General features: G+C 55.9%; 28 protein-coding genes, 2 tRNA genes and 1 pseudogene. 10 read left to right on the top strand and 21 right to left on the bottom strand.

Going from position 1 to position 25592, the window contains the following annotated elements; translation table 11 throughout:
• The first annotated feature begins 2 nt into the window (after positions 1 to 2).
• Entirely contained in the window at positions 3 to 1067 is a 1065-nt protein-coding gene (locus tag JN414_RS07710) for an ATP-grasp domain-containing protein (RefSeq protein WP_202207390.1), read from the top strand.
• A 6-nt stretch (positions 1068 to 1073) separates the two neighbouring features.
• Here JN414_RS07710 and JN414_RS07705 read toward each other — a convergent pair whose 3' ends face one another.
• Entirely contained in the window at positions 1074 to 1538 is a 465-nt protein-coding gene (locus JN414_RS07705; protein ID WP_202207389.1) for an MlaD family protein, read from the bottom strand.
• Positions 1539 to 1666: 128 nt separating this feature from the next.
• Here JN414_RS07705 and JN414_RS07700 point away from each other — a divergent pair, with 128 nt between their 5' ends.
• Both JN414_RS07700 and JN414_RS07695 read left to right on the top strand, forming a co-directional pair.
• On the top strand, positions 1667 to 2509 hold the full coding sequence (locus JN414_RS07700) for an undecaprenyl-diphosphate phosphatase (protein WP_202207388.1): 843 nt from the start codon (positions 1667 to 1669) through the stop codon (positions 2507 to 2509).
• A gap of 39 nt (positions 2510 to 2548) precedes the next feature.
• Positions 2549 to 4078, top strand: coding sequence for an amino acid permease (locus JN414_RS07695; protein ID WP_202207387.1), 1530 nt, complete (start codon positions 2549 to 2551; stop codon positions 4076 to 4078).
• Positions 4079 to 4105: 27 nt separating this feature from the next.
• On the opposite strand, the gene JN414_RS07690 is transcribed toward JN414_RS07695, so the two are convergent.
• Both JN414_RS07690 and JN414_RS07685 read right to left on the bottom strand, forming a co-directional pair.
• The gene (locus JN414_RS07690; protein ID WP_202207386.1) at positions 4106 to 5038 is read right to left on the bottom strand and encodes a GIY-YIG nuclease family protein; all 933 of its coding nucleotides are present in this window, start codon (positions 5036 to 5038) and stop codon (positions 4106 to 4108) included.
• A 149-nt stretch (positions 5039 to 5187) separates the two neighbouring features.
• Positions 5188 to 6375: a mechanosensitive ion channel family protein gene (locus JN414_RS07685; protein WP_202207385.1), complete on the bottom strand. Its 1188-nt coding sequence runs from the start codon at positions 6373 to 6375 to the stop codon at positions 5188 to 5190.
• Positions 6376 to 6549: 174 nt separating this feature from the next.
• Here JN414_RS07685 and JN414_RS07680 point away from each other — a divergent pair.
• Positions 6550 to 6624: transfer RNA gene (locus JN414_RS07680), tRNA-Met, on the top strand.
• A gap of 72 nt (positions 6625 to 6696) precedes the next feature.
• Positions 6697 to 7566 carry a glycosyltransferase family 2 protein gene (locus JN414_RS07675; protein ID WP_202207384.1) on the top strand — a complete coding sequence of 290 codons (870 nt, stop codon included), beginning with the start codon at positions 6697 to 6699 and terminating at the stop codon, positions 7564 to 7566.
• Positions 7567 to 7607: 41 nt separating this feature from the next.
• On the opposite strand, the gene JN414_RS07670 is transcribed toward JN414_RS07675, so the two are convergent.
• Both JN414_RS07670 and prmC read right to left on the bottom strand, forming a co-directional pair.
• The gene (locus JN414_RS07670) at positions 7608 to 8042 is read right to left on the bottom strand and encodes a DUF4167 domain-containing protein (protein ID WP_373321848.1); all 435 of its coding nucleotides are present in this window, start codon (positions 8040 to 8042) and stop codon (positions 7608 to 7610) included.
• 259 nt (positions 8043 to 8301) lie between these two features.
• Positions 8302 to 9150 carry a peptide chain release factor N(5)-glutamine methyltransferase gene (prmC, locus tag JN414_RS07665; RefSeq protein ID WP_202207383.1) on the bottom strand — a complete coding sequence of 283 codons (849 nt, stop codon included), beginning with the start codon at positions 9148 to 9150 and terminating at the stop codon, positions 8302 to 8304.
• Between the two features lie 30 nt (positions 9151 to 9180).
• Between prmC and JN414_RS07660 the strand changes: the two genes are divergently transcribed.
• Entirely contained in the window at positions 9181 to 9639 is a 459-nt protein-coding gene (locus tag JN414_RS07660) for a hypothetical protein (RefSeq protein ID WP_064273185.1), read from the top strand.
• A 4-nt stretch (positions 9640 to 9643) separates the two neighbouring features.
• Here the strand turns inward: JN414_RS07660 and prfA are convergent, their stop codons facing one another.
• The 6 genes from prfA to JN414_RS07630 all read right to left on the bottom strand — a co-directional run bounded on the left by prfA (position 9644) and on the right by JN414_RS07630 (position 16777).
• The gene (gene prfA, locus JN414_RS07655) at positions 9644 to 10705 is read right to left on the bottom strand and encodes a peptide chain release factor 1 (protein ID WP_099212338.1); all 1062 of its coding nucleotides are present in this window, start codon (positions 10703 to 10705) and stop codon (positions 9644 to 9646) included.
• 3 nt (positions 10706 to 10708) lie between these two features.
• Positions 10709 to 11950: a histidine--tRNA ligase gene (gene hisS, locus JN414_RS07650; RefSeq protein WP_202207382.1), complete on the bottom strand. Its 1242-nt coding sequence runs from the start codon at positions 11948 to 11950 to the stop codon at positions 10709 to 10711.
• Positions 11950 to 13101: a flavodoxin-dependent (E)-4-hydroxy-3-methylbut-2-enyl-diphosphate synthase gene (gene ispG, locus JN414_RS07645; protein WP_046901473.1), complete on the bottom strand. Its 1152-nt coding sequence runs from the start codon at positions 13099 to 13101 to the stop codon at positions 11950 to 11952. The genes hisS and ispG overlap by 1 nt, the downstream gene beginning before the upstream one ends.
• A 61-nt stretch (positions 13102 to 13162) precedes the next feature.
• Positions 13163 to 14398, bottom strand: a complete 1236-nt coding sequence (locus JN414_RS07640) for a helix-turn-helix domain-containing protein (RefSeq protein WP_202207381.1) — start codon at positions 14396 to 14398, stop codon at positions 13163 to 13165.
• Between the two features lie 16 nt (positions 14399 to 14414).
• A complete protein-coding gene (locus tag JN414_RS07635; RefSeq protein WP_202207602.1) occupies positions 14415 to 15449 on the bottom strand; it encodes a nitronate monooxygenase family protein in 1035 nt (344 codons plus the stop codon).
• A 5-nt stretch (positions 15450 to 15454) separates the two neighbouring features.
• Positions 15455 to 16777 (bottom strand): aspartate kinase, encoded by a 1323-nt coding sequence (locus JN414_RS07630; RefSeq protein WP_202207380.1) that lies wholly within the window; start codon positions 16775 to 16777, stop codon positions 15455 to 15457.
• Positions 16778 to 16952: 175 nt separating this feature from the next.
• On the opposite strand from JN414_RS07630, the gene ubiG reads away from it, so the two are divergent.
• Positions 16953 to 17708 (top strand): bifunctional 2-polyprenyl-6-hydroxyphenol methylase/3-demethylubiquinol 3-O-methyltransferase UbiG, encoded by a 756-nt coding sequence (ubiG, locus tag JN414_RS07625; protein ID WP_202207379.1) that lies wholly within the window; start codon positions 16953 to 16955, stop codon positions 17706 to 17708.
• Positions 17709 to 17749: 41 nt separating this feature from the next.
• Here ubiG and JN414_RS07620 read toward each other — a convergent pair whose 3' ends face one another.
• The 8 genes and pseudogenes from JN414_RS07620 to JN414_RS07590 form a co-directional block, all read right to left on the bottom strand.
• Positions 17750 to 19021 carry a lactonase family protein gene (locus JN414_RS07620; RefSeq protein WP_202207378.1) on the bottom strand — a complete coding sequence of 424 codons (1272 nt, stop codon included), beginning with the start codon at positions 19019 to 19021 and terminating at the stop codon, positions 17750 to 17752.
• Positions 19022 to 19126: 105 nt separating this feature from the next.
• The gene (locus JN414_RS07615) at positions 19127 to 19603 is read right to left on the bottom strand and encodes a DUF2147 domain-containing protein (RefSeq protein WP_202207377.1); all 477 of its coding nucleotides are present in this window, start codon (positions 19601 to 19603) and stop codon (positions 19127 to 19129) included.
• The gene (gene grxC, locus JN414_RS07610; protein WP_202207376.1) at positions 19604 to 19861 is read right to left on the bottom strand and encodes a glutaredoxin 3; all 258 of its coding nucleotides are present in this window, start codon (positions 19859 to 19861) and stop codon (positions 19604 to 19606) included.
• Between the two features lie 7 nt (positions 19862 to 19868).
• The gene (locus JN414_RS16855; RefSeq protein WP_237389963.1) at positions 19869 to 20276 is read right to left on the bottom strand and encodes a ComF family protein; all 408 of its coding nucleotides are present in this window, start codon (positions 20274 to 20276) and stop codon (positions 19869 to 19871) included.
• Positions 20277 to 20432: 156 nt separating this feature from the next.
• Positions 20433 to 20642, bottom strand: a pseudogene (locus tag JN414_RS17150) (double zinc ribbon domain-containing protein); the annotation flags it as partial.
• 9 nt (positions 20643 to 20651) lie between these two features.
• Positions 20652 to 20834, bottom strand: coding sequence for a DUF3553 domain-containing protein (locus JN414_RS07600; protein ID WP_202207374.1), 183 nt, complete (start codon positions 20832 to 20834; stop codon positions 20652 to 20654).
• 180 nt (positions 20835 to 21014) lie between these two features.
• A complete protein-coding gene (gene galU / locus JN414_RS07595; RefSeq protein WP_202207373.1) occupies positions 21015 to 21893 on the bottom strand; it encodes a UTP--glucose-1-phosphate uridylyltransferase GalU in 879 nt (292 codons plus the stop codon).
• Between the two features lie 213 nt (positions 21894 to 22106).
• A tRNA-Leu gene (locus tag JN414_RS07590) sits at positions 22107 to 22192 on the bottom strand.
• A gap of 75 nt (positions 22193 to 22267) precedes the next feature.
• Between JN414_RS07590 and lipB the strand changes: the two genes are divergently transcribed.
• On the top strand, positions 22268 to 22951 hold the full coding sequence (gene lipB, locus JN414_RS07585) for a lipoyl(octanoyl) transferase LipB (RefSeq protein ID WP_202207372.1): 684 nt from the start codon (positions 22268 to 22270) through the stop codon (positions 22949 to 22951).
• Here lipB and JN414_RS07580 read toward each other — a convergent pair.
• On the bottom strand, positions 22932 to 23525 hold the full coding sequence (locus tag JN414_RS07580) for an outer membrane lipoprotein carrier protein LolA (RefSeq protein ID WP_202207371.1): 594 nt from the start codon (positions 23523 to 23525) through the stop codon (positions 22932 to 22934). The two genes, lipB and JN414_RS07580, sit on opposite strands and share 20 nt — an antisense overlap.
• Positions 23522 to 23812, bottom strand: coding sequence for a BolA family transcriptional regulator (locus JN414_RS07575; RefSeq protein WP_202207370.1), 291 nt, complete (start codon positions 23810 to 23812; stop codon positions 23522 to 23524). The genes JN414_RS07580 and JN414_RS07575 overlap by 4 nt, the downstream gene beginning before the upstream one ends.
• A 67-nt stretch (positions 23813 to 23879) precedes the next feature.
• Here JN414_RS07575 and JN414_RS07570 point away from each other — a divergent pair, with 67 nt between their 5' ends.
• Together JN414_RS07570 and cobS are read left to right on the top strand one after the other, a co-directional pair.
• Positions 23880 to 24494 carry a J domain-containing protein gene (locus JN414_RS07570; protein ID WP_202207369.1) on the top strand — a complete coding sequence of 205 codons (615 nt, stop codon included), beginning with the start codon at positions 23880 to 23882 and terminating at the stop codon, positions 24492 to 24494.
• A gap of 78 nt (positions 24495 to 24572) precedes the next feature.
• Positions 24573 to 25589, top strand: coding sequence for a cobaltochelatase subunit CobS (gene cobS / locus JN414_RS07565; RefSeq protein WP_202207368.1), 1017 nt, complete (start codon positions 24573 to 24575; stop codon positions 25587 to 25589).
• Positions 25590 to 25592: the final 3 nt, after the last annotated feature.

The following is a 25592-nucleotide window of genomic DNA, read 5'->3' as shown; positions in this document are numbered from 1 at the left end:
GAATGTCCAAGACAGAGACTGAACAAAATCCCCTCTCGCTTTTCGAGTTCTGGCCCGGTTCCATCTTTTACACGCCCATCGTCCTGTACTGGATCGCAATGGGCCTAAAATACCGGGACCTCAGCATTCCGACGGCCGCCAATCCGCGCATCGAGACCGGTGGTCTTTGCGGAGAGAGCAAGTCTTCCATTCTCGACATGGCTGGCCCAATCGCCCAGGAGGCTATTGCCTCGTACGCTGTTTTTGCGAGTGGCGCTGGCGCGTTGGATCGTGCGCTGGCCGCGATGGAACGGAAGGAGCTGTCATTTCCGGTAGTGGTCAAACCCGATATTGGCTGCAACGGAACAGGCGTGAAACTCGTCCGCTCCCGGGAGCAACTCGAAAGCGTTCTCCCTCAGTTCCCGAACGACGTTGACCTGATGGTGCAGGAACTCATCGACTATCCCGTCGAAGCCGGCCTGTTTTACATCCGCCATCCCGATCAACCGCAAGGCCGCATCACGTCGGTAACATACAAGGAAGCCCCGGTTCTCACTGGCGACGGACATTCCACCATCGAGGAACTTATCATGAGTGATCCTCGCATGGGTCAGGTTCCGCAAATCTATCTTCCGCGTCTGGCAGGTCGGGAAAAGTCCGTTCTGGCAGAAGGGGAAGTTCTACCCCTCGTGTTTGCAGGCAATCATTGCAAAGGGTCTGTCTTTCGCGATGGCCGGGCTGATACCACCCCAGAGCTGACCGCGCGCCTGGACGCCATCATGAAAGACGTTCCGGACTTCTATTTCGGCCGTGTAGACGTGAAGGTTCCGTCGGTTGAAGCGTTGCAGCGCGGAGAAGGCCTTCGCATTATCGAAATTAATGGTGTCGGCTCCGAAGCAATCCATATCTGGGACCGACGTACGACCCTGTGGGAAGCGTATCGGGCACAGTTCTCACACTATCACCAGACCTTCCTCATCGGCGCTGCCAACAAGGCGCGTGGATGGAAGACATCAGGCGCTTTCGGAATGCTGCACTCCTGGCGCAAACAGCGCCGTCTGCTGGCGTCCTATCCAATGAACGACTGAGAGAACTCAGTTCCCGAGTTTACCACCGCCAAAGATATAGTTGCTGACCTGCTGCTCCAGCGAAAGCTGGTCGCGGGTGTCCTTGATGACCCCGCCAGCAGACAGCGTCTTAGGGTCTTTCCCCGGTTCAATCTGAAGCGCGTTATCAGCCGTCATGCTCGGCGCACCAATACCGACAGCCGTATCAACCGGAAGATTGAGCTGCTGATCAACGGAAAACGTCACGTCAGCCATCTGGGTATGTGGGTTGAGGCTGATCGACTGGACACGCCCCACCGTCACCCCGGCGAGATCAACATCAGCGCCAGCTTTTAAGCCATTCGCTGAATTGAACTGCGCATGCATGACGATGCTGTGCTGAACCGGCCCCTTACGAAGCTCACCGCCATAAACAAGAAAAGCCCCGGCAACGAGAAGGACAAGACCGCTTGCCAGAATGGCGCCACCGCGCCCGCTGTATCCTGCCTTCATGTGGTGCCTCAACTTTCAAAAAACCCGGTAAGCTGGCGAGTTAGTCTTCCCCCACAGCACGGTCAAGGTTGCGTCCCTTCGCGCCATCAGGCAAGTGACTTCCTTTTCCGCCCATCCGTGCAGGCTCCATGACGCTTTTTCAGGCCATCATTCTCGCCATCGTTCAGGGCATTACTGAGCCCTTTCCAGTCAGTAGCCTCGGCCATGCCGTTCTGCTGCCCGGTATCCTTCACTGGAACCTGGACGAACATTCGGAAATGTTCCTGCCATTCCTGACAATGCTGCACGTCGGAACCCTTGTGGCTCTGGCCGGCGTCTTCTGGCGCGACTGGATGGCCATCCTTCGCGGGATGCTCGGTCTGCACGGCCGATACAACCAGCTTGAATCGATTCGGGTTTTTGGTCTTCTCGTCATTGCGACCATCCCGGCCGTCATCTTCGGTGGGCTTTTTGAACATAGCCTGCGCTCCATCTTCGGGGCACCTCTGGCCGTCGCAGGCTTTCTGGTTCTGAATGGCCTGCTGCTTCTGGTCACGGAATGGCTCCGCAGACAGCGCGGACAGGCGGATCACCGTCCGATTTCTTCCCTGTCTCCCAAGGATGCTCTGATTATCGGGTTCTGGCAGTGTCTTGCCCTGTTCCCTGGTCTGTCGCGTTCAGGCGCCACCATGAATGGCGGTCTTCTGCGCGGACTGGATCACGGCACCGCCGCCCGTTTCTCGCTGCTCATGGCCCAGCCAGTCGTTCTGGCAGCGACCGTCAAGGAAGGCTGGCAGATGCGGCATATGACGATTGCCCACGACGTGATGTTTCAATGCGTCGTGGGGGCCATCGCTGCCGGGATCACAGCTCTGATCTGTTCTCTCCTGATGTTGCGCTTTTTCCGCAATCATGACGAATGGGCTCTCAAGCCTTTCGGCATCTACTGCATTGCTGCCGGTCTGCTGGCAGGCGTTCTCATCGTTCTATAAACCTTTCCAGACGCCGCTTTTCCCGGCAGATTAGGGATCATGCCACTTCCGATACAATCCAGCCCATCCGCCTCAGCCACGGCTGCCCGTCGAAAGAGTCTCGAACAGATCATGTCCGAGAATGAGGCGCATGGATTGAAGCGTAGCCTCACAGCGACGCAACTTATTCTTCTAGGTGTCGGCTCCACCATTGGCGCCGGTATTTACGTCATGACGGGAACGGCTGCTGCCGAATATGCTGGCCCCTCTGTTCTTGTTTCGTTCGTGGTGGCCGCCCTCGCCTGCCTCTTCACCGCTTTCTCGTATGGTGAGCTTTCATCCACGCTCCCGGTCTCTGGCTCCGCATACTCCTACGCCTACATCTCCATGGGCGAGAAAGTGGCCTGGATCGTGGGGTGGCTGCTCCTTCTGGAATACGGAATTTCCTGTGCAGCCGTCGCCGCCGGACTGTCCGGTTATGCGTCGTCTCTCCTTGCCGTCTTTGGTATCCATATTCCTTCCAGCCTTACTCAGGCGACGTTGCAGCCTGTCCCTGGTTCGGATGGCACAGCCATTAGCGCTGGCTGGCGACTGGATCTTATCGGCCTGACGGCCGTCTTTATGGTAACCGGCCTCTTGGTGCGTGGCATTGAGGAATCTGCCCGCGTTAATACGCTGATCGTTATCCTGAAGGTTGGTGTTCTTGGTTTGTTCGTTGCCTTCGGCATCCATGCCATTCACCCGGCAAACTGGCATCCCTTCATTCCGCCCAGCGAGGGTGGCTTTCACTATGGGGTCAAAGGGATCTTCCGGGCAGCGTCGATCATCTTCTTCGCTTATGTCGGGTTTGAGGCGGTCTCAACCGCTTCAGCGGAAGCCAAAAACCCAACACGTGATGTCCCCATTGGAATTATCGGTAGCCTGCTGATCTGCACGATTGTCTATATTATCGTTGCCGCCGTGCTTCTGGGGATCGTGCCTTATCGGGAGCTTGATGTCCCGGACCCACTGGCCATCGCAGTCCGCGCCATGAACACCCCCTGGCTGTCGATCTTCATCAATGTTGGCGCAACCATTGGTCTATGCTCAGTTCTGATGGGGCTGATGTATGCCCAGTCGCGCGTGCTCCTGACGATGAGCCGGGATGGTTTGATCCCTTCTCTGTTTGGAAAAGTGCACCCTAGCTTTCGTACGCCGTGGCTGGGAACGATCGTTCTGGGAATCATCGTTGCCATTATGACGGCAACACTTCCCATCGACATCATCAGTGATCTGGTCTCAATCGGTACAGCCGCAGCCTTTGGCATCGTCTGCTTCACAGTCATCTGGCAGCGGAACACACGCCCGGACATTCAACGCCCCTTCAGTGTCCCTCTGGGAGGCTTTCGGATCCGTGGTTTCTGGATTGGCATCACACCACTCCTCGGCATCATTTTCTGCCTGTTCATGACCATTCCGCTCGTCACGGACATGATTCACTCCGTTGCCAATGGAAATCCTGTGCCGATCATCCTGCTAACGAGCTACGTCATTCTTGGCGTCGTCACATACGTCTTTTACGGACGTCGCAATTCCACAATGGCAGGTTGAAAATCACACCCTACGGAAGAACAGCGTTTAAACAGCAGCGCTTTCTTCCGTAGAGCCGTAGCGTCCCAGTGCTTCGCCAAGGGACTGCCCAGTACCATTCTTCCATTCAGACCATCCATTGGCAGATCGTCCGAGCAAATAGGCGGCTGATGAACTAGGAGACTTGTAAAGCGTGTCACGCGTATAGATGACACGCTCTCCTTCCACACGAAGAACGCCCTGATCAATCAACTCCTGACGCTTCTGGTAATATCCGTTTTTCAGAAATGCCTCGGAAACCTCTGTTCTTCCGTACGATCCCGCAAGAACAACAAGCCCTTCCTCAGTGTAACGGGCTCGGCCGTTCACCCCCCCTGCTCTGCAATAAAATTCCTGTTCCGCATCTTCCGATGCCACAGGATTATAGGTGTCATGCGGAGTGATGACTGGAGTTTGAACAACACGAGCCCTGATCAATGGATCAAAGAGCGGATAACCGAGCGTCGTCAGCAAAATATCAAACGTTTCAAAGATTTCCCGGCATTCGGCTTCCATCGCTTGTGGCGTATGCGGCTTGGTACCGATCGTACCGTTATCCAACTCAAAGCGTTGCGCTTTCGCGGCCCAAGTGATTGACAACCATTCCAGATAATAAGCGTGCGTCAGCGTCAGGCTCTGCGTCAAAGATAACGCCACAACTGCACGGTTCCAGAAATCCTTCTTCTCATTGTGCTGCTTCAGGCGCGTACCCAGGTTCCCTGTTTGCCCCACATAAGCCATGGGCGCGGAAGTCTGTTCATTCTCACCAAAAAGAACATACACACCAACAAACCCGGCTTCAGGCATCTCCAGAAAGGACTCAAGACGCACTCGTGGAATTTCAACAACCTGCACAATGCGCGTTGTGATGGCTGCTGTACGAATACCCTGAGGATCACCGGAAGGAAGAAAGATCTGAATGGTCTGAGGATGTTCCGACATATTTTCTTCAGTCCTGCACAAGATCCGGCATTCATGCTTCAACCAGAAACACTCAAGTCCGACGTAACAGCCATAAGCTGATCCCGCCAGATGCAGAGCGATTACGTCTCTCAAAAGAAAAAACCACCGCCGAAGCGATGGTTTCTGTCTCAGGACCCCGGTGTTCCAGGGCCCATATAACTTCCCGGCGGCGGCCGATCGATCTTTGGAGACAAAAGCTCGCTTGGCCAAGCCTCAGCCCCCGGCCGGGGTGGCATCATGGCAAAACGTGCCCGCGGCAGAGCCTCCGGACATTCTTCCCTGATCCGTGCGATAATCTTTTCCCGGATATCACACCGTAGATCCCAGCTCTGAAGAGCATTGCGCGCACTGGCGATAATACGGATCGACATCACCTGAGAGTTACAGTCCGCCACCTGCGCATCAAAAACCTTGCCGTCCCAGAGTGGGCATGTGCGGATGATCTCATTGAGCATCTCCCGGATGCGATCCATTGGCGCCTCATAATCGAGCCATAGGAACACAACACCGATGATCGCCGCAGAATTATGCGTCCAGTTTTCGAACTGGTTCTCCAGGAAGTAAGAGATAGGCACAATGTGACGGCGCCAGTCCCACACCCGCAGCACAACATATGTCGCGTTGATTTCCTCAACCCAGCACCAGTCACCATTGATGATGACGAGATCTTCCATACGAATGGGCTGGGTCACGGCAATCTGCACGCCTGCAATCAGATTGGTCAGCAAGCCACGCGCAGAAAGACCCACAATCAGTGATGCGGCTCCAGCCGAAGCAAAGAGCGACACACCATACTGTTTCACGGACGGGAACAGCATAAGGGCAGACGCCACGGTCACAATGCCCACCATGATTTCCGTCAGCCGCCTCAGAACGCGGATCTGCGTCTGGTGCGTACGGATCATGATGTCGTCGGTCTGTTCTCTTGAAGAAAGCCGATTGAGATACGCTTCCGTCATGATCCGGAAAACGATAATGGCAGAGAAGCCAAACGTCAGAACCAGCAGGAACAGGAAAAAGAGTCTGAGGTTCTGTTCAGTCTCGTAGGCAAAGCCTGTCACGGCAGGCAAAGCCGCAATCATCGCAAGCAGTGCGATCATAATCCGTGTTGGACGCCGAAGCGCAGCCACGATCCGGCGGATCAGGGCACCACTTCGGGAGCCGGGGATCCGCAACGTCAGGGACGTTACGAGATTACCGCAATAAAAAGCTAGAATACCCACGACCGCGAGCATCAGAACAGAAACAACGGCTGCCGGAAGCCACGTAAAATAAGACCTTACGGCAAACAGCGTGCTGACGAAGTGCTGCGTCACTAGGCAGGAAGCTCCATATCAAGAGGGAATTGAGGGATTCAGAAAACCATAACAGATATGGCCATTGTGAAAAATGCGGTGACTAAAATCCTGCATTTTCCTTTTGATAACGTGTTGACACACCAACAGATCCCCCTTAAAAACCCGCCTCAACGCCGGGTTACCCGGTGGGATGGCGGTGTAGCTCAGTGGTAGAGCAGGGGAATCATAATCCCTTGGTCGGCGGTTCAAATCCGTCCACCGCTACCATCCATATTTTCCTAAAATTAAATAAAAATCTTTCAGGTATCTGATCTGAAAGCATTTTTGTATCATGTTGACATGATCAAGAAGCCTCTTGCCGTCGTCACCATGGCCTATAATGAACCAGAACATCTTCAGATCTGGCGTCGGCATTATGGCGCTCAGGTCGGCGAAGCGTCATGTTACGTTATTGACCATGGCTCCAATGACGGATCGACGGATCATCTCGGTCAGGTCAACAGGATCCGAATTCCACGCTCTCCTCAGGATGACGAACGACGCACACGTGCCGTTGGCGCATTCTGTGCCAGTCTTCTCGAATGGTATGACAGCGTCATTTACAGTGATGTGGATGAGCTTCTCTTGGCAGATCCTGCCATGTACCCGTCCCTCACCCATTTTGCCGTCGCCAATAGTAGCCCTGTCGTCACAGCCACGGGGCTGGATGTCATCCATCTGCCCAACAGCGAGACTGACTTCGATTATAGTCGGCCGGTTTCAATCCAGAGGCAGCATTTACGATTTTCGAGTGCGATGTGTAAGCCTGTACTCATCCGCGCCGCGGTGACGTGGGCTCCTGGCTTTCATTGTTGCAAAGAAGTCAGCCCTCAACTGACAGCACCGCTATTTCTTTTCCACCTGCGTTACGCAGACCTTGCCTCAGGCCTCAGGCGTCTGAACCGAACTCGAACGCAGCCCTGGAGCTCAGAAAATGCCGGCCAGCACCAGCGCCTCCTTGATCAGGACTGGGAGAACATGCTCCGCAACATGGCAGGCCTCCCGATTGTCCACCCAACATTCGATCAGCAGGACCAGCGGCTAAAGAACTGGCGTCATGCGGTCGAACAAAGCGCAATTGACCGCGATCATGACCAGTACCGGCTCGACCTCCACATCAATGGAACCGAGCTCTGGCACCTCCCCGAACGGTTTGTAGGGCGGATATAAAAAAGAGCCGGCCCTTTTCAGGACCGGCTCTTTTTCAAATCTTATTCAGCGTCGGCTGAAGCGTCCTGAGGCCGCTGGGCCTCGAAGGAAGGCTGTTCGCCACCTTCACGGTCCCCGCCCTGATAATTTTCTTCGCCATGTGGCTCACGACGATCTTCATAAGCGCGCTGACGCTGCGCCTGACGCTCGTTGCGCTCCTGCTGACTCTGCTGGGCCGCCTGATTCATCGCATTCAGAATGCGGAAATAGTGCTCGGCATGCTGGAAATAGGCTTCCGCAAGAATACGGTCCCCGGTTCCGGTGGCATCCCGACCAAGCTGGAGATACTTCTCGAAAAGCTGCTGAGCAGTTCCGCGAATTCTGAGGTCCGGGCCATTGCTGTCAAACACATGGTTGCGGTTCAGAGGGGTCTGGGAACTACTTGTGCGTGGTGTCCCGCCGCCTGCACGATGATGCCGGCCTCTTATACGCTTCATATTCATCGACCCGTGATGCACTTTCCTGATGGCGGGCCCCTCTTCTGCCCTTGCAGAAGGATGCATCCGCCGCTGTCGAAAAGACGTCTGTCTATCTCGCTGTGGCTGGACACTGGCCAGCCTTCTCATCTGTTACCGGCTTACTGAAAGACGGCCAACAGGAGCAACTCCGTGAGGAAAAAACCGCCATTACGGCTTTCACTCCAAAACGTAGCTTTTGGGTCATACCAACTCTCGGCCCTTAAGCCAACGTCTTTCCTCAGTTTTCTGTCCGCTGCAGAACAAGAGCGCGTGCAATGCCCCCCAGATCATCATGCCGCACGACCTCTTTCAGCCCTCGCCGGCTCCCCAGTTCGGACACAGCATCGATCTGCCCGATGCCCATTTCCAGAATGGCATGTCCCCCCGGAACAAGCAGTCGGGGTAACGCGTCACACAACAACCGATAGGCATCCAGGCCGTCCGTTCCTCCATCCAGCGCCCGGGCGGGCTCATAACGCGAGACCTCCGGCATCAGGTCGGGCACGTCAGCACTCTCGATATAGGGCGGATTGGAAATCACGACATCAAACTGCCCGTTCAGGGCAGAATCCCAGTTCCCTGCCAAAAACGCACTGCGTTTTTCCAATCCGTTCCGAGCCGCATTCCGCTGGGCCAGAAGTGCCGCGCCAGGTGCAAGATCAACGCCTACCCCCCATGCCCGGGAATATTCTGAAAGCGCGGACAACAGCAGGCACCCTGTCCCCGTTCCAAGGTCTAGCATGGTGAGAGCCTCCGCCTTGTCCGGCCGAACGATCAGGAGCGCTTCAATCAGAGCTTCACTGTCTCCCCGTGGAATCAGCGTCTCGGGTGACGTAAAGACATCAAGAGTCCAGAACCCTGTTTCACCCGTGATGAAAGCCAGAGGTTCGCGAGACGCCCGCCGCTGAACAGCCGCCTCAAAGCGATTCGCTTCATCTTCCGAAAGAACGTTCAGAGCGAACAATCCAGCCAGATCACGCTGCGTGGCCCAGGACAGCAGCAATCGGGCTTCACGACGAGGATCTTCAAGTCCAGCCTGCTGCAAGACCACTGCTGCACGCTGAAGAATGTCATCTTTTGCAGTCATTTTGTCAGTGAACCTGCTATACCTGTGATCATGAAGTCCAAACGTGCATTTTTCTTCTCGGTCCTTCTTCTGGGATGCGCCCTGCATTCAGCCAGCGCCCAGTCTGAACTTCCTGGCACCTTCACCGTCACCGATGAACGTGCTCCTGAAGAAATCTCCGAAGTCTCTCGCCTTTACCTGAACGGTAACCTGGTGGCGACCTTCCGCCTTGGCTTATCCAAATCGCGAGAAACGCAGACCATCACGCTGCCTGCCGGACGCAACGATGTTGACTACGCCCTGTGCGGCGAAATCACCATCATGCACAACGGACATCAGGAAACGCATCAGGTCAGCAGCGACGGACAGCTTCATAGCCCGCAAGACCATGCCCTGGATGCAGTCGGAAGCAATAATTTCACAGACTTTTTTTTAGTAGATTACAACGATCCATCCGTCGCCACTCATCGGCATGGACGGGCTGCTGTTTGCGCAGTTCCCAGCAGCTGAGGCTTTAAAAGCCCTCAGCTGCCAGAAGCTCTGTCTGTTCTTCACGTGTCAGCGCATCGATAATCTCATCAAACTCGCCCGCCATGATGCGTTCGATCTTGTAGAGCGTCAGATTGATGCGGTGGTCCGTCACACGCCCCTGCGGGAAGTTATACGTCCGAATCCGCTCTGACCGGTCCCCTGTTCCAACCTGAGAGCGTCGATCCGCGGCACGGGATTCATGTGCTGCCGAACGCTGCCGCTCATACAGACGTGCACGGAGGATTTTCATAGCCTTGGCACGGTTCTTGTGCTGGCTCTTTTCTTCCTGCATCGCCACTACGACGCCAGTAGGAATATGCGTAATGCGAACGGCACTTTCCGTCTTGTTGACGTGCTGCCCACCCGCACCCGACGCACGATAAACGTCAATCCGCAGATCGTCGTCATTGATCGTGACGTCCACTTCCTCTGCTTCTGGCAGAACAGCAACCGTCACCGTGGACGTATGAATGCGCCCTTGGCTTTCAGTCGCTGGGACGCGCTGTACGCGATGCACGCCAGACTCATACTTCAGGCGAGCAAACACGGAACGGCCGGAAATTGTCGCCATGCCATCTTTCAGACCTGCAACTTCATTCTCGGCGTATTCCATGACTTCAAAACGCCAGCCATTCTGCTCCGAAAATCGGCGATAGGCATCGAAAAGCTGGGCGGCAAAAAGCCCTGCCTCGTCACCACCTGCCGCCGGACGAATTTCCAGAATAGCACTGCGTTCATCCGCTGCATCTTTAGGAAGAAGAGCGAGTCGGAGATTGTGCTCCAGTTCAGGAATCTGGGCTTCAATCTCTTCCAGCTCAGCCTGAGCCAGTTCCTTCATCTCCGGGTCAGAAAGAAGAGCTTTGGCTCCATCGCGCTGTGTGTCGGCGTCCTGCCAGGCCCGGATTGAAGCAACGACAGGCTCGAGTTCTGCATACTCCCGTGAGAGACGCGTGAACTCTTCCCCCGTCGCCTCACCTGCGGACATCAGAGCCTGAATTTCCTCCGACCGCGCAACAATTCGCTCAAGCCTGTCGTCAAATGCCACGTGTCAGGCGCCCTTCAGTGCCTGAACCAGATCCGCAACAGATACCTCCTGCTGATCACGCGTTCCCAGATCACGAAGCTGCACGACATCGCGCGCAATTTCTTCATCACCCAGAACAACCGCATGAGATGCACCGGACTTCACGACGCGCTCCATGCGCTTCTTCATGTTCCCACGCGTCTCAATTTCAGCACGCAGTCCCGCTTCGCGCAGTGAGCGGGCAATCGCAGCACCTTTGAGAAGAGCCTCGTCTCCCATAGGAACAATTGCAATTCCAGCAGGAACAGCAGGCGCGTCCTCAAGCAGCAGGGCAAGACGCTCAATACCACCGGCCCAGCCAATTGCAGGAACAGCAGGACCGCCCATCTGCTCAACCAGACCTTCGTAGCGTCCCCCAGCCAGAACAGTGCCTTGAGCACCCAGCTTCGTCGTCACAAACTCGAAGGCCGTGTGGCTGTAATAATCAAGGCCACGCACAATCCGCGGGTTCTCGACAAACTTCACGCCAAATGCCGTCAGGTAAGACCGCAGGTCGTCCCAGAATTTACGAGACTCATCGTTCAGATAATCCGCAAATGCCGGTGCATCGGCCAGTAGCGCACGATCCTGCTCGGACTTGCTGTCCAGAATTCGCAGCGGGTTTACCTCAAGACGCACTCGGCTTTCTTCAGAAAGCGCATCTGCGTGCTGACGGAAATACCCCACCAGAGCCTCACGCCACGCCTGTCGGGACGCAATATCCCCGAGCGTGTTGATTTCCAGAACAACATGTTCTGAAAGACCAAGCGCTTTCAGAATGTCGTAGGCCATTGTGATGACTTCGGCGTCTCGAAGAGGGCCTTCTGCGCCCAGCAACTCCGCACCAATCTGGTGGAACTGGCGATAACGCCCCTTTTGCGGGCGCTCATAACGGAACATCGGCCCGTGATAGAATGCCTTCTGAGGTAAGGACTGGGTCAGGCCGTTCGTCACAAGAGCACGACAGATTGAGGCTGTGTTCTCGGGACGCAGCGTAATGCTTTCGCCGCCCCGGTCCTCAAAGGTGTACATTTCCTTGGAGACGACATCGGAGGTTTCCCCGAGTGTCCGCGAGAAAACCCGCGTATCTTCGAAGATGGGGGTGCTCCACTCTTCAAAGCCATAGGTTTCCAAAACAGCTCTGGCCGTCTGCACCACATGGTGGTGACGGCGCATCGTGTCGCCAATAAGGTCGTGTGTGCCGCGAGGTGGCTGCAATCCTGACATCAGTGAGCCGCCGGGTCCAACAACTTGGCTGCTTCAGCTTCTGTCTGAGCCTTGTCTGCCTCAATAGCGGCAACCTTGGTCTCAACCAGATCCACAATATGCTCGATCATGTCTTCTGCCGGCATCGTGTGGTCCTGACGACCAGCCGAATAGACCATATGGCGACCAGAGCCACCGCCGGTCACACCGATATCGGTCATCAGGGCCTCACCCGGACCATTCACAACGCATCCGATGATGGACAGCGTCAGTGGCGTCTTGATGTGCTGGAGGCGATCTTCCAGCGTCTGGACCGTCTCAACCACGTTGAAGCCCTGACGCGCACAGGATGGGCAGGAAATGATTTTCACACCACGATGACGCAGGCCAAGGGACTTCAGAATGTCCCAGCCCACCAGCACTTCTTCTTCCGGTGCAGCAGACAGTGAAACGCGCATGGTGTCACCCACGCCCGCCCAGAGCAGATTGCCCAGACCAATGGAGGACTTCACCGTACCGGCACGCTTGGAGCCAGCTTCCGTGATGCCGATGTGCAGCGGATGGTCACAGCAGTCTGCAAGCTGCTGATAGGCGGCAACCGCCATGAACACGTCAGACGCCTTCACGCTGATCTTGAACTCATGGAAATCATGGTCCTGAAGGATCTTTGCGTGCTCCAGAGCACTTTCGACCAGCGCTTCCGGGTTAGGCTCACCGTACTTTTCCAGAAGGTGCTTTTCCAGCGAGCCAGCATTCACGCCGATACGGATGGAACAGCCGTAATCCTTGGCAGCGTTCACAACTTCACGCACGCGCTCGGCACTGCCGATATTGCCCGGATTAATACGCAGGCAAGCCGCTCCAGCCTTCGCGGCTTCGATCGCGCGTTTATAGTGGAAGTGAATGTCCGCAACGATCGGCACGTTCACTTCATGAACGATTTCCTTCAGAGCGGCCGTGCTGGCTTCATCCGGACAGGACACACGAACGATGTCCACACCTGCCAGTTCGGCGAGACGGATCTGGTCAATCGTCGCCTGCGCGTCAGACGTCAGGGTATTGGTCATGGTCTGCACGGAGATCGGCGCATCACCACCGACCGCAACCTTGCCGACATGAATCTGGCGCGACTTGCGACGCTCGATGTGCTGATAGGGGCGGTAGCTGCTCATGATTTACCTCTTCGTGCCCGGGATAACCGGGTCCTTTGGGTCAGGGGCGTTACCCCCCTGTTTAATGCGATGGAGACGATTGATCCAGTTGCCGGGCATTCAGATCGTCAGCAGAAACTTCTGCGGAAGGCGTAGGAGCTTTTTTAGGGCGACGAATTACAGGCTTCGCAGCAGGCGCCGCAGACGAATCATCTGGTGCGGCCGCAGTCGACCCGTCAACACTTTGCTCGGAAGGAGTAGCCACCACGGCAGACGGCTGTGCCGGGAGAGCAACACCATTGCCGAATGCACCTGAGCGGATGGCATCCGCTGTAACTTCAACATTCCGGCGCACTTCACCCTGACGACCAAGCGGCGCGCTCGTGCAGCCATCTGTCGAAAGGACAACACCACCCGCATTGCCGAAAGACATGCGGAACGGCGCTGCAGAAGCGTCACCCTGCCAGCTCTCGCCAGCCTTGAGCACGCGAGACACAAGAACATGACCGTCCTTGTCCTTCACCTGCATCCAGACAGGCGCCAACAGACGCACGACAACAGCCCCGACGGGGACAGCTGGAGCGGGAGTTTCAGCAGGAACATCTGTAGCGGGGCCAAACTGATCCGTATTGTTCGGCGCTGCATCATCCTCTTCTGCGCTCGGCGAGGGAGATGCTGGCGATACTGCAGGCGTCGCAGACTCAGTCGGTGCAATAACCGGCTGAGACGCCGGAGCGGGCACGACAGGAGCGACGGACGCAGGAAGAGGATCATGCGGCAGAGAGGGATCGGGAGTTGGTGCCCTGCCGGGCATGACAGACGCGACCTGAGGAGACGTAGTCGCAGATGTCGCAGCACCTGGCATCAATTCCGCAACAGCCGGAATGCGGCGATCTGCCGGACTGTCATGCGAGGCAAACCGATACCATCCAGCATAGGCCGCCACGACAACAACAAGCCCTGCTCCAACCAGCAGACCAATGGGCAGCCCGCGCTCACCCTCAGGCTGCGGAAAGACTAGATCCGTCTTCCGATTGACAACCCCGCGATATTCTCGACGGAAACGGGCTACCAACCCATCTGCGTCCAACTGCATGGCGTGGGCATACGTCCGCAGGAAGCCGACAGCATACGCCACACCTGGCAGAGACGAGAGATCATCAGTTTCAAGCGCAACCAGCAGACGCGACCGGATGCGCAGCCACTGCGCAACGTCATCTATCTGCCATCCCAACTCTTCCCGTCGCGTACGCAGAATCGTGCCAACACTGGGCTGGTCTGAGCGAAGCGGCATCGGACGGTCGGAGGGAGGAGACATGGCTGATAAAACCTGATCAGGCAGAAGCGTGAACGCGATCTTCCCGCTTCGCAATGGCTTCGACAGCCTGCTCAACGAGTGTGGCAATGATTTCGGAAACCGGACGGACTTCCTTGACCATACCAACAGACTGGCCAGCCATGACAGACCCGTTCTCGACGTCACCCTCGATTACGGCACGACGAAGCGCACCAGCCCAGAAATGCTCGATGGAGAGCTGAGCATCTTCCTTGCTGACACCACCGCTCTGGAACGTACGGATCGTCTCTGCCTGATGCTTCAGGAAGCCACGGCTTCCAGCATTGGCAAGACCACGAACCGGAATGACCGGAAACTGCTCATCAAGCTGCACGGATGTCACAGCGTCACGGGCATTGGCCCGTAGGAACGCCTTCTTGAAGTTCTCGTGCGCGATGCTCTCTTCAGACGCAGCAAAGATCGTTCCAAGCTGCGCACCGGAAGCGCCCTGCTCAAGGTAGGAGACGATGGCATCACCACGGCCCAGACCACCAGCAACAAAGACAGGAACGTCCTTGATGTGCGGCAGGATTTCCTGCGCCAGAACCGTCAGGGAAACCGGTCCGACATGACCACCAGCTTCCGAACCCTCGATAATGAGAGCTTCAATACCCAGTTTCACCAGACGCTTGCCCAGAGCCAGCGCAGGCGCGAAACCAATCGCACGCGCGCCGCCATCACGAACACGTTTAATGATAGCACTCGTCGGCACACCACCAGCTAGAACGACGTGGGATACGTTATGTGCGAGGCACACATCCACCAGACGCTCTAGCTCAGGATGCATGGTGATGAGGTTCACACCAAACGGGCGCTTCGTCAGAGCCTGCGTGGCAACAATTTCTTCCTCAAGGCGCTCCGGCGTCATGGCACCACAGGCAATCACGCCGAAACCGCCAGCATTGGAAATGGCGGAGACAAGATTGCGCTCGCTCACCCAGGACATCGCGCCGCCAAGAATGGCGACTTCGCTGCCCAGGAAGTCACATCCCGGCTTCCAGAGGCGATTCAGGGTCTCGCGGGCGTCCGTCATTGCACTCACGTAGAGGGTTCCTCTTTCTTGTCCAGCCCGTACGCGGTGTGCAGTGCACGCATCGCAAGCTCTTTGTATTCCGAATCAATCAGGACGGAGATCTTGATTTCACTGGTGGAAATCACCTGCACATTGATCCCACGTTCCGCCAGCGTAGCGAACATGGTCGCAGCAAGCCCGGCATTCGAACGCATACCAACACCCACGACGCTGATCTTCACCACATTGTGGGACGTCTCAAGCTCGCCATACTGGATGATGCCATGAGCACTTTCCAGAACAGCGCGGGCAGCAGCCTCATCGCTTTTGCCGACCGTGAAGGTCATGTTCGTCATGCGGTCAACGCCCGTGCTCTGCACGATCATGTCCACATTGATGTTTGCCGCAGCCAGAGGTCCGAAGATGGCGGCCGCGATGCCCGGACGGTCCGGAATACCCCGAACGGAGAGCTTTGCTTCATCATGCGAGCTGGCAATGCCCGCAACCAGTTCCTTCTCCACGATCTCGTCCTCATCCACCACAATCGACCCACTGTCATCGTCCGTCTCGGAGAATGACGACAGCACACGTACACGGACCCCTTCACGCATCGCCAGCCCGACACTGCGGGTCTGAAGTACCTTGGCGCCTACGGAAGCGAGTTCAAGCATCTCTTCATACGTGATGCGATCCAGCTTCCGCGCGCGTTTCACGATACGCGGGTCCGTCGTATAAATTCCATCAACATCCGTATAGATGTCGCATTGATCCGCATGGATCGCCGCGGCAATCGCTACAGCAGATGTGTCTGATCCGCCACGCCCAAGTGTGGCAATCCGGTTATCCGGCCCAATCCCTTGGAAGCCGGCAATAACCGGCACAATGCCATTATCAAGACATTTCAGCAGTTCCGTGCCATCAACACCATCAATGGACGCTTTGCCGTGCGCGTCATCCGTCACAAGCGGGATCTGCCAGCCCTGAAAAGAGCGTGCCGGAACGCCTAGTGCCTGTAGCGCGATAGCCACAAGACCACTCGTGACCTGTTCACCAGACGCGACAACGGCATCATATTCCTTTGGATCTGCCAGCGGGTCCAGCTCGGCGCAGTATCCAACCATTTGATTGGTCACACCCGCCATGGCCGACACAACAACAGCCACCCGACGCCCCTGCGCATGCTCGGCCTTCACCCGCTGCGCAACGACCCGGATGCGTTCAATTGTTCCGACGGACGTACCGCCGAATTTCATGACGATCGTTTTCCGTTTCCCGCTATCCACAGACATGGAAAGAGTATCGGCACGACCGGAAACCTGGTCGTGAACGGGAGTATCGGACATGGACATCGCGGATAAGGCTCCAGTACGTGTCTGGCGTTGCGCGCTCGGGTCTGGCATCGGATACGGCACAAAACAGATTTGCCGGCCGGTCTTCTGAACAGACTCTGCCGGTCCACATACTCGTCTCGCCACGCCGCGTCCAGCCGACGGCATCATGCGGGCATACAGAAGGACAGTTCTGATGGCCTCAGAAACCGTTTCCGGAAGCACCTCACATCGCTCTTCCGTTTCCGATTCCGAAATCGCCCATTTCAGTGCGCTGGCCAAGGACTGGTGGAATCCGCGTGGCCCAATGGCTCCTTTGCACGCCATGAACCCCTTGCGTACAGACTGGGTTGCTTCGCGCACGACCACTCTCAAGCCGTCTGAAGGAAAGCGCCTTTCCCTGCTCGATATTGGCTGTGGCGCAGGCCTCGCCAGCGAAGCCTTCGCAAAGCTGGGGTTTGAGACACTCGGCCTTGATGCAAGCCCGGACGGGATCGAAGCCGCCCGTGCCCATCAGGCTACCTACCCACTACCACCGAGTGCCGCACATCTGACTTATCGTAATGGCAGCGCGGAAGACCTGGTCGAGGAAGGTGCAGAATTCGACGTTGTTTCAGCTCTGGAAGTTATCGAACACGTCAACGATCCGCAGGATTTTCTGCACATGCTCGCAACCCTGACCCGACCGGGAGGCATGGTTGCAGTGTCCACGATGAGCCGCACACCGCGTTCATTCGCTATGGCAAAGCTGGGAGCAGAATACCTTCTGCGTATGCTGCCTGTCGGAACACATGACTGGAAGAAATTCATCAAGCCGGAAGAACTGGCAGCCATGGCGCGTAACGCCGGTCTGCGCATGACCGACATTGCCGGCATGAGCTACCTGCCCCCGCGCTGGCGCACAACGCGCGACACCGGCGTGAACTACATCGCGATGTTTACGAAGGGCTGAAACAAAAAAGGCGCTCCGAAGAGCGCCTTTTCCATTGAATGTCAGACCTGCGTGTTCATGAACGCAAACGTCGTCGGGCTACCGACAGGCGTAAAGTTTTCAGTAAACGCAAGCTGCCCGGTGTTCTTGTCCACCTTGAAGGACGTCACCGCATCCGAACGCTGGTTGGCGCAGAACAGGAACGTCCCGGACGGATCGAACATCATGGCGCGGCCATAATCGGCATGCATCCAGACTTCATCCTGCAGGGACAGCGTTCCATCCGCAGCAATCGCGAACACAGCCAGCGAATCGCCCAGGCGGTTGGACGCGTAGACATACTTGCCGCTGGCCGAAATCAGAATTTCCGCAGCCAGCGTCGAGCCACGGAAATGCGGCGTGACAGTGCTGACCGTCTGGATATTCGTGATCGCACCCGTCAGCGGGTCAAAAGTGGACACAACAATCTTCGAGTTCTGCTCGCACAGATTGTACATGATGCGTCCAGAGTGATTGAACTCGAAGTGACGCGGCGCAGAGCCGGGTTCCATCTCGTAATAGGGTGTCTTTGCCGGAATCAGCTTTCCAGTCGCCAGATTCAGCATCCAGACATAGACGCGATCCAGTCCCGCATCATCCGCAATCACGAAGCGTCCACTTGGATCAGAACGAATCATATGCGGATGAGAGCCGGAATGATCGGAAACCGCAAAATTTCCCTGCGGATTATCGGATGCCCGCTCTGGCTGACGCGGCCCGGTATTATGGACCACATCCGTCGCGTCACCCAAGGACCCATCGCTACGGATAGGCAGAACCGCAACGCACCCGCCAACATAATTCGCGACCAGAACATAACGGCCAGAATGATGCACACTCAGATGGGCCGGGACCGCCCCGCCAGAGCTAACGCTATTGAGCTTACGCAGAGAGCCGGTCTTCTGATCAACGGCGAAAGCCGTGACAGATCCGTCACCATCCTTGTTGAAATCGTCGATTTCGCTCAGGGCATACAGAAAGCGATTATCTGCGGAAAGCGTAATGAAAGACGGGCTGGCAATGTCAGTGTAGGTGGTGATCGGCGTCAGAACACCTGACTCGCGGTCCATCTCGAACACCGCAATACCCTGCCCGTTTCCAGCTCCTCCTGGAGGCGCGTGTTTTGTATATCCTCCGACGAAACATATCGTCTTGGAAACAGGCTTGGGCGGTGGCGGGGGAACGGGAATAATTTTCGGTTCGTCAGCGGCATAAGACGTGCCTGCCACGCTGGCGCCAACCGCACCAGCAGCCAGCCCGAGCGCAAAATCGCGGCGGGAAAGAGGGTGGGACATAGTGGTTCCACGGTCCTTTCAGTTCGGCAGAAGCAGAGACCTGAAATTGGTCTGCATGTTTCTGGCAAACCATATCAGAGAGACATGGCCTACCATTGTAGTTTCTCAGTGAGGCTGCGGAGACATCTTACACTGTGGCCCAAATGAGCCTCCGGTATATCGCGTCCAGGTCTCGGTCTGCCCCAGAAGCGGCATTCCCAGAACAAAGCCACGCAGCTTTAGAACATTTGGCTCGGAGAGCCAGATGTATGCCTGATAGATACGTCCGCTTCGTGGATCAAGGATGTGACCCCGCCATTTCTGGTCTTCTGCTGCTACAAAATCTGTCAAAATCCAAAGATGGCACTCTGCACGGCCCCAAACGTCCTTCGGCATCTCCCCGTCATAGTCCATCCCGACGAGCTTGCCGCAAAGGGCATTTCCGCAATGCTCGATAGAGAACACACCGTCTTTACCCGCGGATAGCCAAAGGCCTAGCTCGGAAGGCTCGGAGGTTGCCTGAGGGATTGCCGGTGCTGCCGCATATCCCATGAAGGGTATCGTGCAGAGCAGTGCGCCAGCAAGAAGCCGTCCCCAGCGCATTCAGGCACCGCCAAGCAGAGAATCAAGCCGCCCAGCCCGATCCAAAGCCACGATATCATCACATCCTCCTAGAGACTGCCCATTTACGAACACCTGAGGGACAGTCCTGCGGCCCGAGCGACTGATGGATTCTTCACGCTCACGGGTCCCATGTGGCGCATTGATTTCCTTAAACGCCACACCCTTTGATCTCAGAAGATCAACAGCATGAACACAATAAGGGCATCCCGGTTGGGTAAAGATTTCGATTTTTGACATAAAGTTCTTACTCCTCGGGATACGGAACGTCCTGTTCATCGCCTTTGCAGGTCCGCGCTGCAACAAGAATATCCACCGACAATGCCCCGGCCTTCAAAAGGGCGCCAGTGCAAACAGAAGCAGTTGCACCTGTCGTCAGAACATCGTCCACCAGAAGAACGGCCTGCCCTTCAATTCGTTTTTTCCGCCCGGCGCGCACAACAATCGTGTCAGCGATTTCCCTTTGACGCTCCTTGGCAGATAAACGCGCCAGTGGCCTGGTTGCCCGGCGCCTCTCAAGACCATCAGCAAGCACGGGAACGCCACTTCTGCGGGATAAACCATGCGCCAGTAGAGCGGCCTGATTATATCGTCGTCGCCACAGCTTGGTCCGATGCATTGGAACGGGGATCAGAAGGGTCGCTTGATCCAGCAAGACACATCCTGCGCGAGACATTTCCTGCACAAGGATATGTGCGTTCTCGGTCCGATCAGAATATTTCAGGGGAAGAATAAGCCGCCTGGACCAGTCATCATACTCAAAGGCAGCCCGTGCAGACCGCCAGACCGGAGGACGCAACTGACAGGATACACAGATATTTCGTGTACCCCCGAAGGCCTCATTAGAGAGCGAAACGCCACATTTTTCACAGCATGGAAAAATAATCCTCCGAGCTGCAGAAAAACAATCGGAACAGAAAGCACCATTCGTCACGACGTCTGCTCCACATACTCCGCAAACTGGAGGAAGCAGGACGTTCAGGGCGTTGCGGCTATACTTCGCGAATAAAGAGCGGATCAAAGGCTGAGATCAGCCTTTAACCAATTTCAGCTCCACACGTGACGCATCAATCAGAATTTTACCCTCATTCTGAAAATTGACCGTAACACGCTCGCCGATTGCAGATTGCACCTGCCCCCATCCCCACTCAGGAAAATCAGGATGCTGAACAATCTGACCTGGCTCTAAAAAAGACTGAAATGGCATGGACATGACACCCTTCATGACATGAGAGGCGCATTGTTGCCCAGCATTTTCGCCAAAACCCCGCTGCGAAGATTCTGTGATAGCCGTCCGTCATGAGGGCAAAAAAAAGAGCTTTATCGTTTAATGATAAAGCTCTTCCTTCTTAAATCAGCACTACCATCAGGCAATAATGCTGTGTTCTAAAGATCAAACGGCGTCGACATACTTTTTAAGAAACGCCTTAACCGCATCCCCAAGATCAGGACGATCAATAGAGAACGCGATCTGTGCTTCCAGGAAGCCCGCCTTGTCACCACAGTCGTAACGTGTGCCTTCGTAACGCAATCCATGGAACGGAACATGCCCAATCATCTTGGCCATGGCATCCGTAAGCTGCACTTCGTTACCGGCACCGCGCTCTAGCTTGGCAAGATGCTTCATCACATCAGCCGTCAGAACGTAGCGTCCAATGATGGACAGGTTGGAGGGGGCATCTTCAGGGTTTGGCTTTTCAACCAGCCCCTTCACCTCAACCAGTTTGCCGTCGTCGGCACCGACATCAAGAATGCCATAACGGTTCGTGTGCTCACGCGGCACTTCCGTAACAGCGACAACGTTGCCGCCGGTCTGGTTGTACGCATCCACCAGCTGAGCAACACAGCTACGGCCGCTCTTTACAATGTCATCTGGCAGCAGAATAGCGAAAGGGTCGTCCCCAATGAAAGAACGAGCACACCAGATTGCGTGTCCCAATCCCAGCGGCTCCTGCTGACGCACAGCGACGAGAGAACCCGCCTGAACGCTGCTTGGCTGAAGGGCTTCAAGCGCACTTTTCTTTCCACGCTCTCTCAGCGTCGCTTCAAGCTCGTAAGCAATATCGAAATAATCGATCAGGCTGTCTTTGCCACGCCCCGTAACAAGACAGAACTCTTCGATGCCAGCTTCACGGGCTTCGTCGATAGCGTACTGAATCAGAGGCTTGTCGACGACAGGAAGCATTTCCTTCGGCATCGCCTTAGTAGCGGGAAGGAAACGCGTTCCTAGTCCTGCAACGGGAAGGACTGCTTTTTTTAAGGGCTTGATCACGAAACCTCACACATCAGCCAAGACATCATTTGACCACTGCCTCGAAGGCAAACAGCGTTCAGATGAAAACATCGTTAGGCATAACTGTGGATGAGCAGTCTGGCAACAAAATGGCACAGACAGAAAAACATCACACTGATGCCTTAACTTTGGCATTCAGGGTGAGTTTTATTTTTTATTTTCGAGATTTTTTCCATCACTTCAGAAGAGTGATGGTGCGGCCGAGAAGACTCGAACTTCCACGGGGTTGCCCCCACAAGCACCTCAAGCTTGCGCGTCTACCATTCCGCCACGGCCGCCCCGTGACAAACCGTCTTGTGTAGTGCAAGACCGTCCGGTGAGGGGCGATATAGCTGATGCCTGAAACGAGAGCAATGACCAGAAACGATATTTATGAAGAAATTTTGTGGAAAAAATCCGACGGGCTAACGCCGTACCCTGATGCTCTGAACTTCATGGCCACTCGCTCGCGCCAAATCCACGAGGGAACAGCCGATCCCGTTGTCTGGCTTGTAGAGCACCCCCCCGTCTTTACGGCCGGAACATCCGCAAAGCAGCAGGATCTCTATAATCCACATCACTATCCTACTTATGAGGCAGGCCGTGGCGGTCAGTGGACGTATCATGGGCCAGGTCAGAGATTGGCTTACGTTCTCCTGAATCTCAGCCACCAAAACGGCACGATACCCCCCAAGGATCTTCGCGCTTTCGTCAAAGGACTTGAAACCTGGCTTATTGAGACCCTCAAACACCTCGGTGTAACGGCTTTTACGAGAGAAGGACGCATCGGCGTCTGGGCCTTTGATCCTCTTACAGGCGAGGAAGCCAAGATCGCTGCGCTTGGTATCCGGGTCAGCCGATGGGTCAGCTGGCACGGCGTCTCGATCAACCTTGATCCAGCCCTTGATGACTTTGACGGCATCGTTCCCTGCGGAATACGGGAATTCGGCGTCACCAGCCTCAGGCGCTTCAACCCGGCTCTTTCCATGGAAGAACTGGATCGTGCGCTAGCCGCATCTTGGCCAGCGCATTTCGGCTCTATCCCCCGGGAGGAGTAAAAACGGTAGGGGTTACTGCTACCCCCTCCACTACATTTCCTAGAGATACGCTGAAATGATTCTGCCGGGCATCCACACCCTGCAGACCAATAAGCAGCAGTTTTCCACCCGTATCGGAGAATTGGAGCGTCAACAGCCCTTGGGAAGGGTTGTCCGCCTCAGCAACCGAAACCTGAAGCGATCCCTGCCCGCGCCGCACGTCAGTCACCTGAATCCCACGGTCAAACCGAATCGGATAATGAAGCAGGAGCCCCAAGGGGTTCCTCTTCAGGGACAGATGGGTCACAGCCCCGCTATCCATATCATCCAGAACCAGATGACCATCCCCGGCCACAAGTTCCATTGTGTGAGGCGTCACGTAATCAAGTCGCAGATGCCCGGGCATGTAAACGAATCGTCCGGCACTGACCCCATTATCAGGGCCAGTCTGATTGAAAGACGCCTGCATCCCGGTCACACCGTTCATGTAGGTTTCAATTCTATGAACGTCTGCCTGCTGGTCTGCAGGGAGATGCCCGTACCCACTCGTGGCGCAGCCAGACAGAAAAAGAAGAGCTAGAAGTGCACGCTTCATGGAGTAGCTTCTCCGTGCAGAACAAGAGACAGGGCATGAAGCCCTGTTTCAAACTCTCCCGCCAGCAATCCGTTCACCAAGCGATGCCGGGCAATCCGGTTCAATCCGTCAAACTTCGCACTGGTGATGGCGACATTGAAATGCGTTTCTCCCGTACTTCCCAAAGCTTTTGCTCCAGCATGATGGGCATGACGGGCACTGTCATCCTGAATTTCAAGCACGCTCGGCGCCAGTTCCCGCTGGAGAATTTCAGCTATTCGATCCCGTCTGGTGAGGGGCTGCGTCATGGTCAATTAAATCCGACTTGGTTTGTCCGCTTGCATCAAACGGCTCACATTGCCCATATCAGACACCATGCAGCGTAAATCTACCAGACATCGGGCTTTTGACCCCGATCCAGAGGCACCAGACCAGACCTGCGATCATCCAGGCTGTGCGGAGCCTGCCGGCTACCGTGCTCCCCGCGGGCGCGATGCCCTGCGGTCCTACTTCTGGTTCTGCCTTCAACACGTTCGCGACTATAACGCGCGATGGGACTTCTATCGCGGCATGACACCGGCCCAGATCGAAGCCCAGCTCAGAGCTGACACGTCGTGGCAGCGCCCTTCGTGGAAACTTGGGACTGGTACAGCACAGAAAGCCGAATTCAACGAAGAAGATGTTCTGGACCCTCTGGATATTCTCGGCGCCAGCCGCCGCGACAGAGCCCAGCGCGCCAAGGACAGTGCGCGTCAGCGCGCCGCAGCTGATGGCCCACCAGAACCGCTTCGACTGCCTCTCGCAACGTTGGACCTGACATGGCCCGTGTCGTTGGATGACGTCAAAAGCCGATATCGTGCCCTTGCCCGCCGTCACCACCCTGATGCGAATATTGGCGACAAGCAGGCTGAAGAGCGTTTCAAGGCCATCGGATCCGCGTACGCCGTGCTGAAAACGCATTTCAGTCGCGAGTCAGAGTTCGTTTCATGATTTTCTCTCTGGAAGAATAGAGCCTAAAGGCCCATCTTTTCAGAACATTCCTGAATTCAATGAAAGTCCGCCAGTCTCATGAGTGATTTCGCGACGATCGACGCCCCGGAAACCGTCACCACCGCCGAAAGTTCTGCGGTCCCAACCAGTGTTCTTGGTGCGCCCGACCTCACGGTGTCTTCGCGTGAAGTCTTCGGCATTAAGACTGATCTTCAGATCCCAGCCTATTCCGTCCGGACAGAGCACGTCCCTGACATCGATCCATCCTACAAGTTCGATGAAGACACGACGCGCGCCATTCTTGCGGGTTTTGCCTATAACCGCCGCGTAATGGTTCAGGGCTTCCATGGAACGGGAAAGTCCTCCCACATTGAGCAGATTGCTGCGCGCCTGAACTGGCCCTGCGTCCGTATCAACCTCGACAGCCACGTGTCCCGTATTGATCTCATCGGCAAGGACGCCATCGTCCTGCGCGATGGCAAGCAGGTAACGGAATTCCGTGAAGGTTTGCTGCCTTGGTGCCTGCAGCATCCGTGTGCGCTGATTTTCGATGAATATGACGCAGGCCGTCCGGACGTGATGTTCGTGATCCAGCGCGTTCTCGAAGCAGAGGGTCACCTTACCCTTCTGGACCAAAACCGCGTGATCCGTCCCAACCCGGCCTTCCGACTTTTTGCGACCGCAAATACCGTTGGCCTTGGTGACACGACAGGTCTGTATCACGGCACGCAGCAGATCAATCAGGGCCAGATGGATCGCTGGAACATCGTCGCGACCCTGAACTATCTGCCGCTTGAACAGGAAGTTGCGATTGTCACCTCCAAGCTGAAAATCGGCGAGGAAGACAAGGACAAGACGAAGATGGTCGAGCGTATGGTCGCTCTGGCCAACCTGACACGCTCAGGCTTTATGGCCGGAGACATCTCCACAGTCATGTCCCCACGAACTGTCATTGCCTGGGCTGAGAACTTCAACATTTTCACCGATGTCGCATTCGCGTTCCGCCTCACGTTCCTGAACAAGTGTGACGAAGCCGAGCGCGGTATTGTTGCGGAATACTATCAGCGCTGTTTCAACACCTCCCCGGTGGAGTAAAAA

It is taken from the genome of Gluconobacter sp. Gdi (assembly GCF_014132155.1).
Taxonomy (GTDB): domain Bacteria; phylum Pseudomonadota; class Alphaproteobacteria; order Acetobacterales; family Acetobacteraceae; genus Gluconobacter.
The sequence above is the reverse complement of the archived record's forward strand: the minus strand, read 5'-3'. Positions and strand labels throughout refer to the sequence as shown.

What these genes read in the sequence shown, in the direction of transcription:
- JN414_RS07700 (WP_202207388.1), top strand. Translation starts at nt 1,667, where the DNA reads ATGACGCTTTTTCAGGCCATCATTCTCGCCATCGTTCAGGGCATTACT.
- hisS (WP_202207382.1), bottom strand. Translation starts at nt 11,950, where the DNA reads ATGTCAGGATTGCAGCCACCTCGCGGCACACACGACCTTATTGGCGAC.
- JN414_RS07675 (WP_202207384.1), top strand. Translation starts at nt 6,697, where the DNA reads ATGATCAAGAAGCCTCTTGCCGTCGTCACCATGGCCTATAATGAACCA.
- ispG (WP_046901473.1), bottom strand. Translation starts at nt 13,101, where the DNA reads ATGAGCAGCTACCGCCCCTATCAGCACATCGAGCGTCGCAAGTCGCGC.
- JN414_RS07695 (WP_202207387.1), top strand. Translation starts at nt 2,549, where the DNA reads ATGCCACTTCCGATACAATCCAGCCCATCCGCCTCAGCCACGGCTGCC.
- JN414_RS07690 (WP_202207386.1), bottom strand. Translation starts at nt 5,038, where the DNA reads ATGTCGGAACATCCTCAGACCATTCAGATCTTTCTTCCTTCCGGTGAT.
- JN414_RS07660 (WP_064273185.1), top strand. Translation starts at nt 9,181, where the DNA reads ATGAAGTCCAAACGTGCATTTTTCTTCTCGGTCCTTCTTCTGGGATGC.
- lipB (WP_202207372.1), top strand. Translation starts at nt 22,268, where the DNA reads ATGACCAGAAACGATATTTATGAAGAAATTTTGTGGAAAAAATCCGAC.
- ubiG (WP_202207379.1), top strand. Translation starts at nt 16,953, where the DNA reads ATGGCCTCAGAAACCGTTTCCGGAAGCACCTCACATCGCTCTTCCGTT.
- JN414_RS07620 (WP_202207378.1), bottom strand. Translation starts at nt 19,021, where the DNA reads ATGTCCCACCCTCTTTCCCGCCGCGATTTTGCGCTCGGGCTGGCTGCT.
- JN414_RS07710 (WP_202207390.1), top strand. Translation starts at nt 3, where the DNA reads ATGTCCAAGACAGAGACTGAACAAAATCCCCTCTCGCTTTTCGAGTTC.
- grxC (WP_202207376.1), bottom strand. Translation starts at nt 19,861, where the DNA reads ATGTCAAAAATCGAAATCTTTACCCAACCGGGATGCCCTTATTGTGTT.
- cobS (WP_202207368.1), top strand. Translation starts at nt 24,573, where the DNA reads ATGAGTGATTTCGCGACGATCGACGCCCCGGAAACCGTCACCACCGCC.
- JN414_RS07630 (WP_202207380.1), bottom strand. Translation starts at nt 16,777, where the DNA reads ATGTCCATGTCCGATACTCCCGTTCACGACCAGGTTTCCGGTCGTGCC.
- JN414_RS07600 (WP_202207374.1), bottom strand. Translation starts at nt 20,834, where the DNA reads ATGTCCATGCCATTTCAGTCTTTTTTAGAGCCAGGTCAGATTGTTCAG.
- JN414_RS07635 (WP_202207602.1), bottom strand. Translation starts at nt 15,449, where the DNA reads ATGACGGACGCCCGCGAGACCCTGAATCGCCTCTGGAAGCCGGGATGT.
- JN414_RS07575 (WP_202207370.1), bottom strand. Translation starts at nt 23,812, where the DNA reads ATGACGCAGCCCCTCACCAGACGGGATCGAATAGCTGAAATTCTCCAG.
- JN414_RS07570 (WP_202207369.1), top strand. Translation starts at nt 23,880, where the DNA reads ATGCAGCGTAAATCTACCAGACATCGGGCTTTTGACCCCGATCCAGAG.
- JN414_RS07705 (WP_202207389.1), bottom strand. Translation starts at nt 1,538, where the DNA reads ATGAAGGCAGGATACAGCGGGCGCGGTGGCGCCATTCTGGCAAGCGGT.
- JN414_RS07640 (WP_202207381.1), bottom strand. Translation starts at nt 14,398, where the DNA reads ATGTCTCCTCCCTCCGACCGTCCGATGCCGCTTCGCTCAGACCAGCCC.
- JN414_RS07615 (WP_202207377.1), bottom strand. Translation starts at nt 19,603, where the DNA reads ATGCGCTGGGGACGGCTTCTTGCTGGCGCACTGCTCTGCACGATACCC.
- prmC (WP_202207383.1), bottom strand. Translation starts at nt 9,150, where the DNA reads ATGACTGCAAAAGATGACATTCTTCAGCGTGCAGCAGTGGTCTTGCAG.
- JN414_RS07580 (WP_202207371.1), bottom strand. Translation starts at nt 23,525, where the DNA reads ATGAAGCGTGCACTTCTAGCTCTTCTTTTTCTGTCTGGCTGCGCCACG.
- JN414_RS07670 (WP_373321848.1), bottom strand. Translation starts at nt 8,042, where the DNA reads ATGAAGCGTATAAGAGGCCGGCATCATCGTGCAGGCGGCGGGACACCA.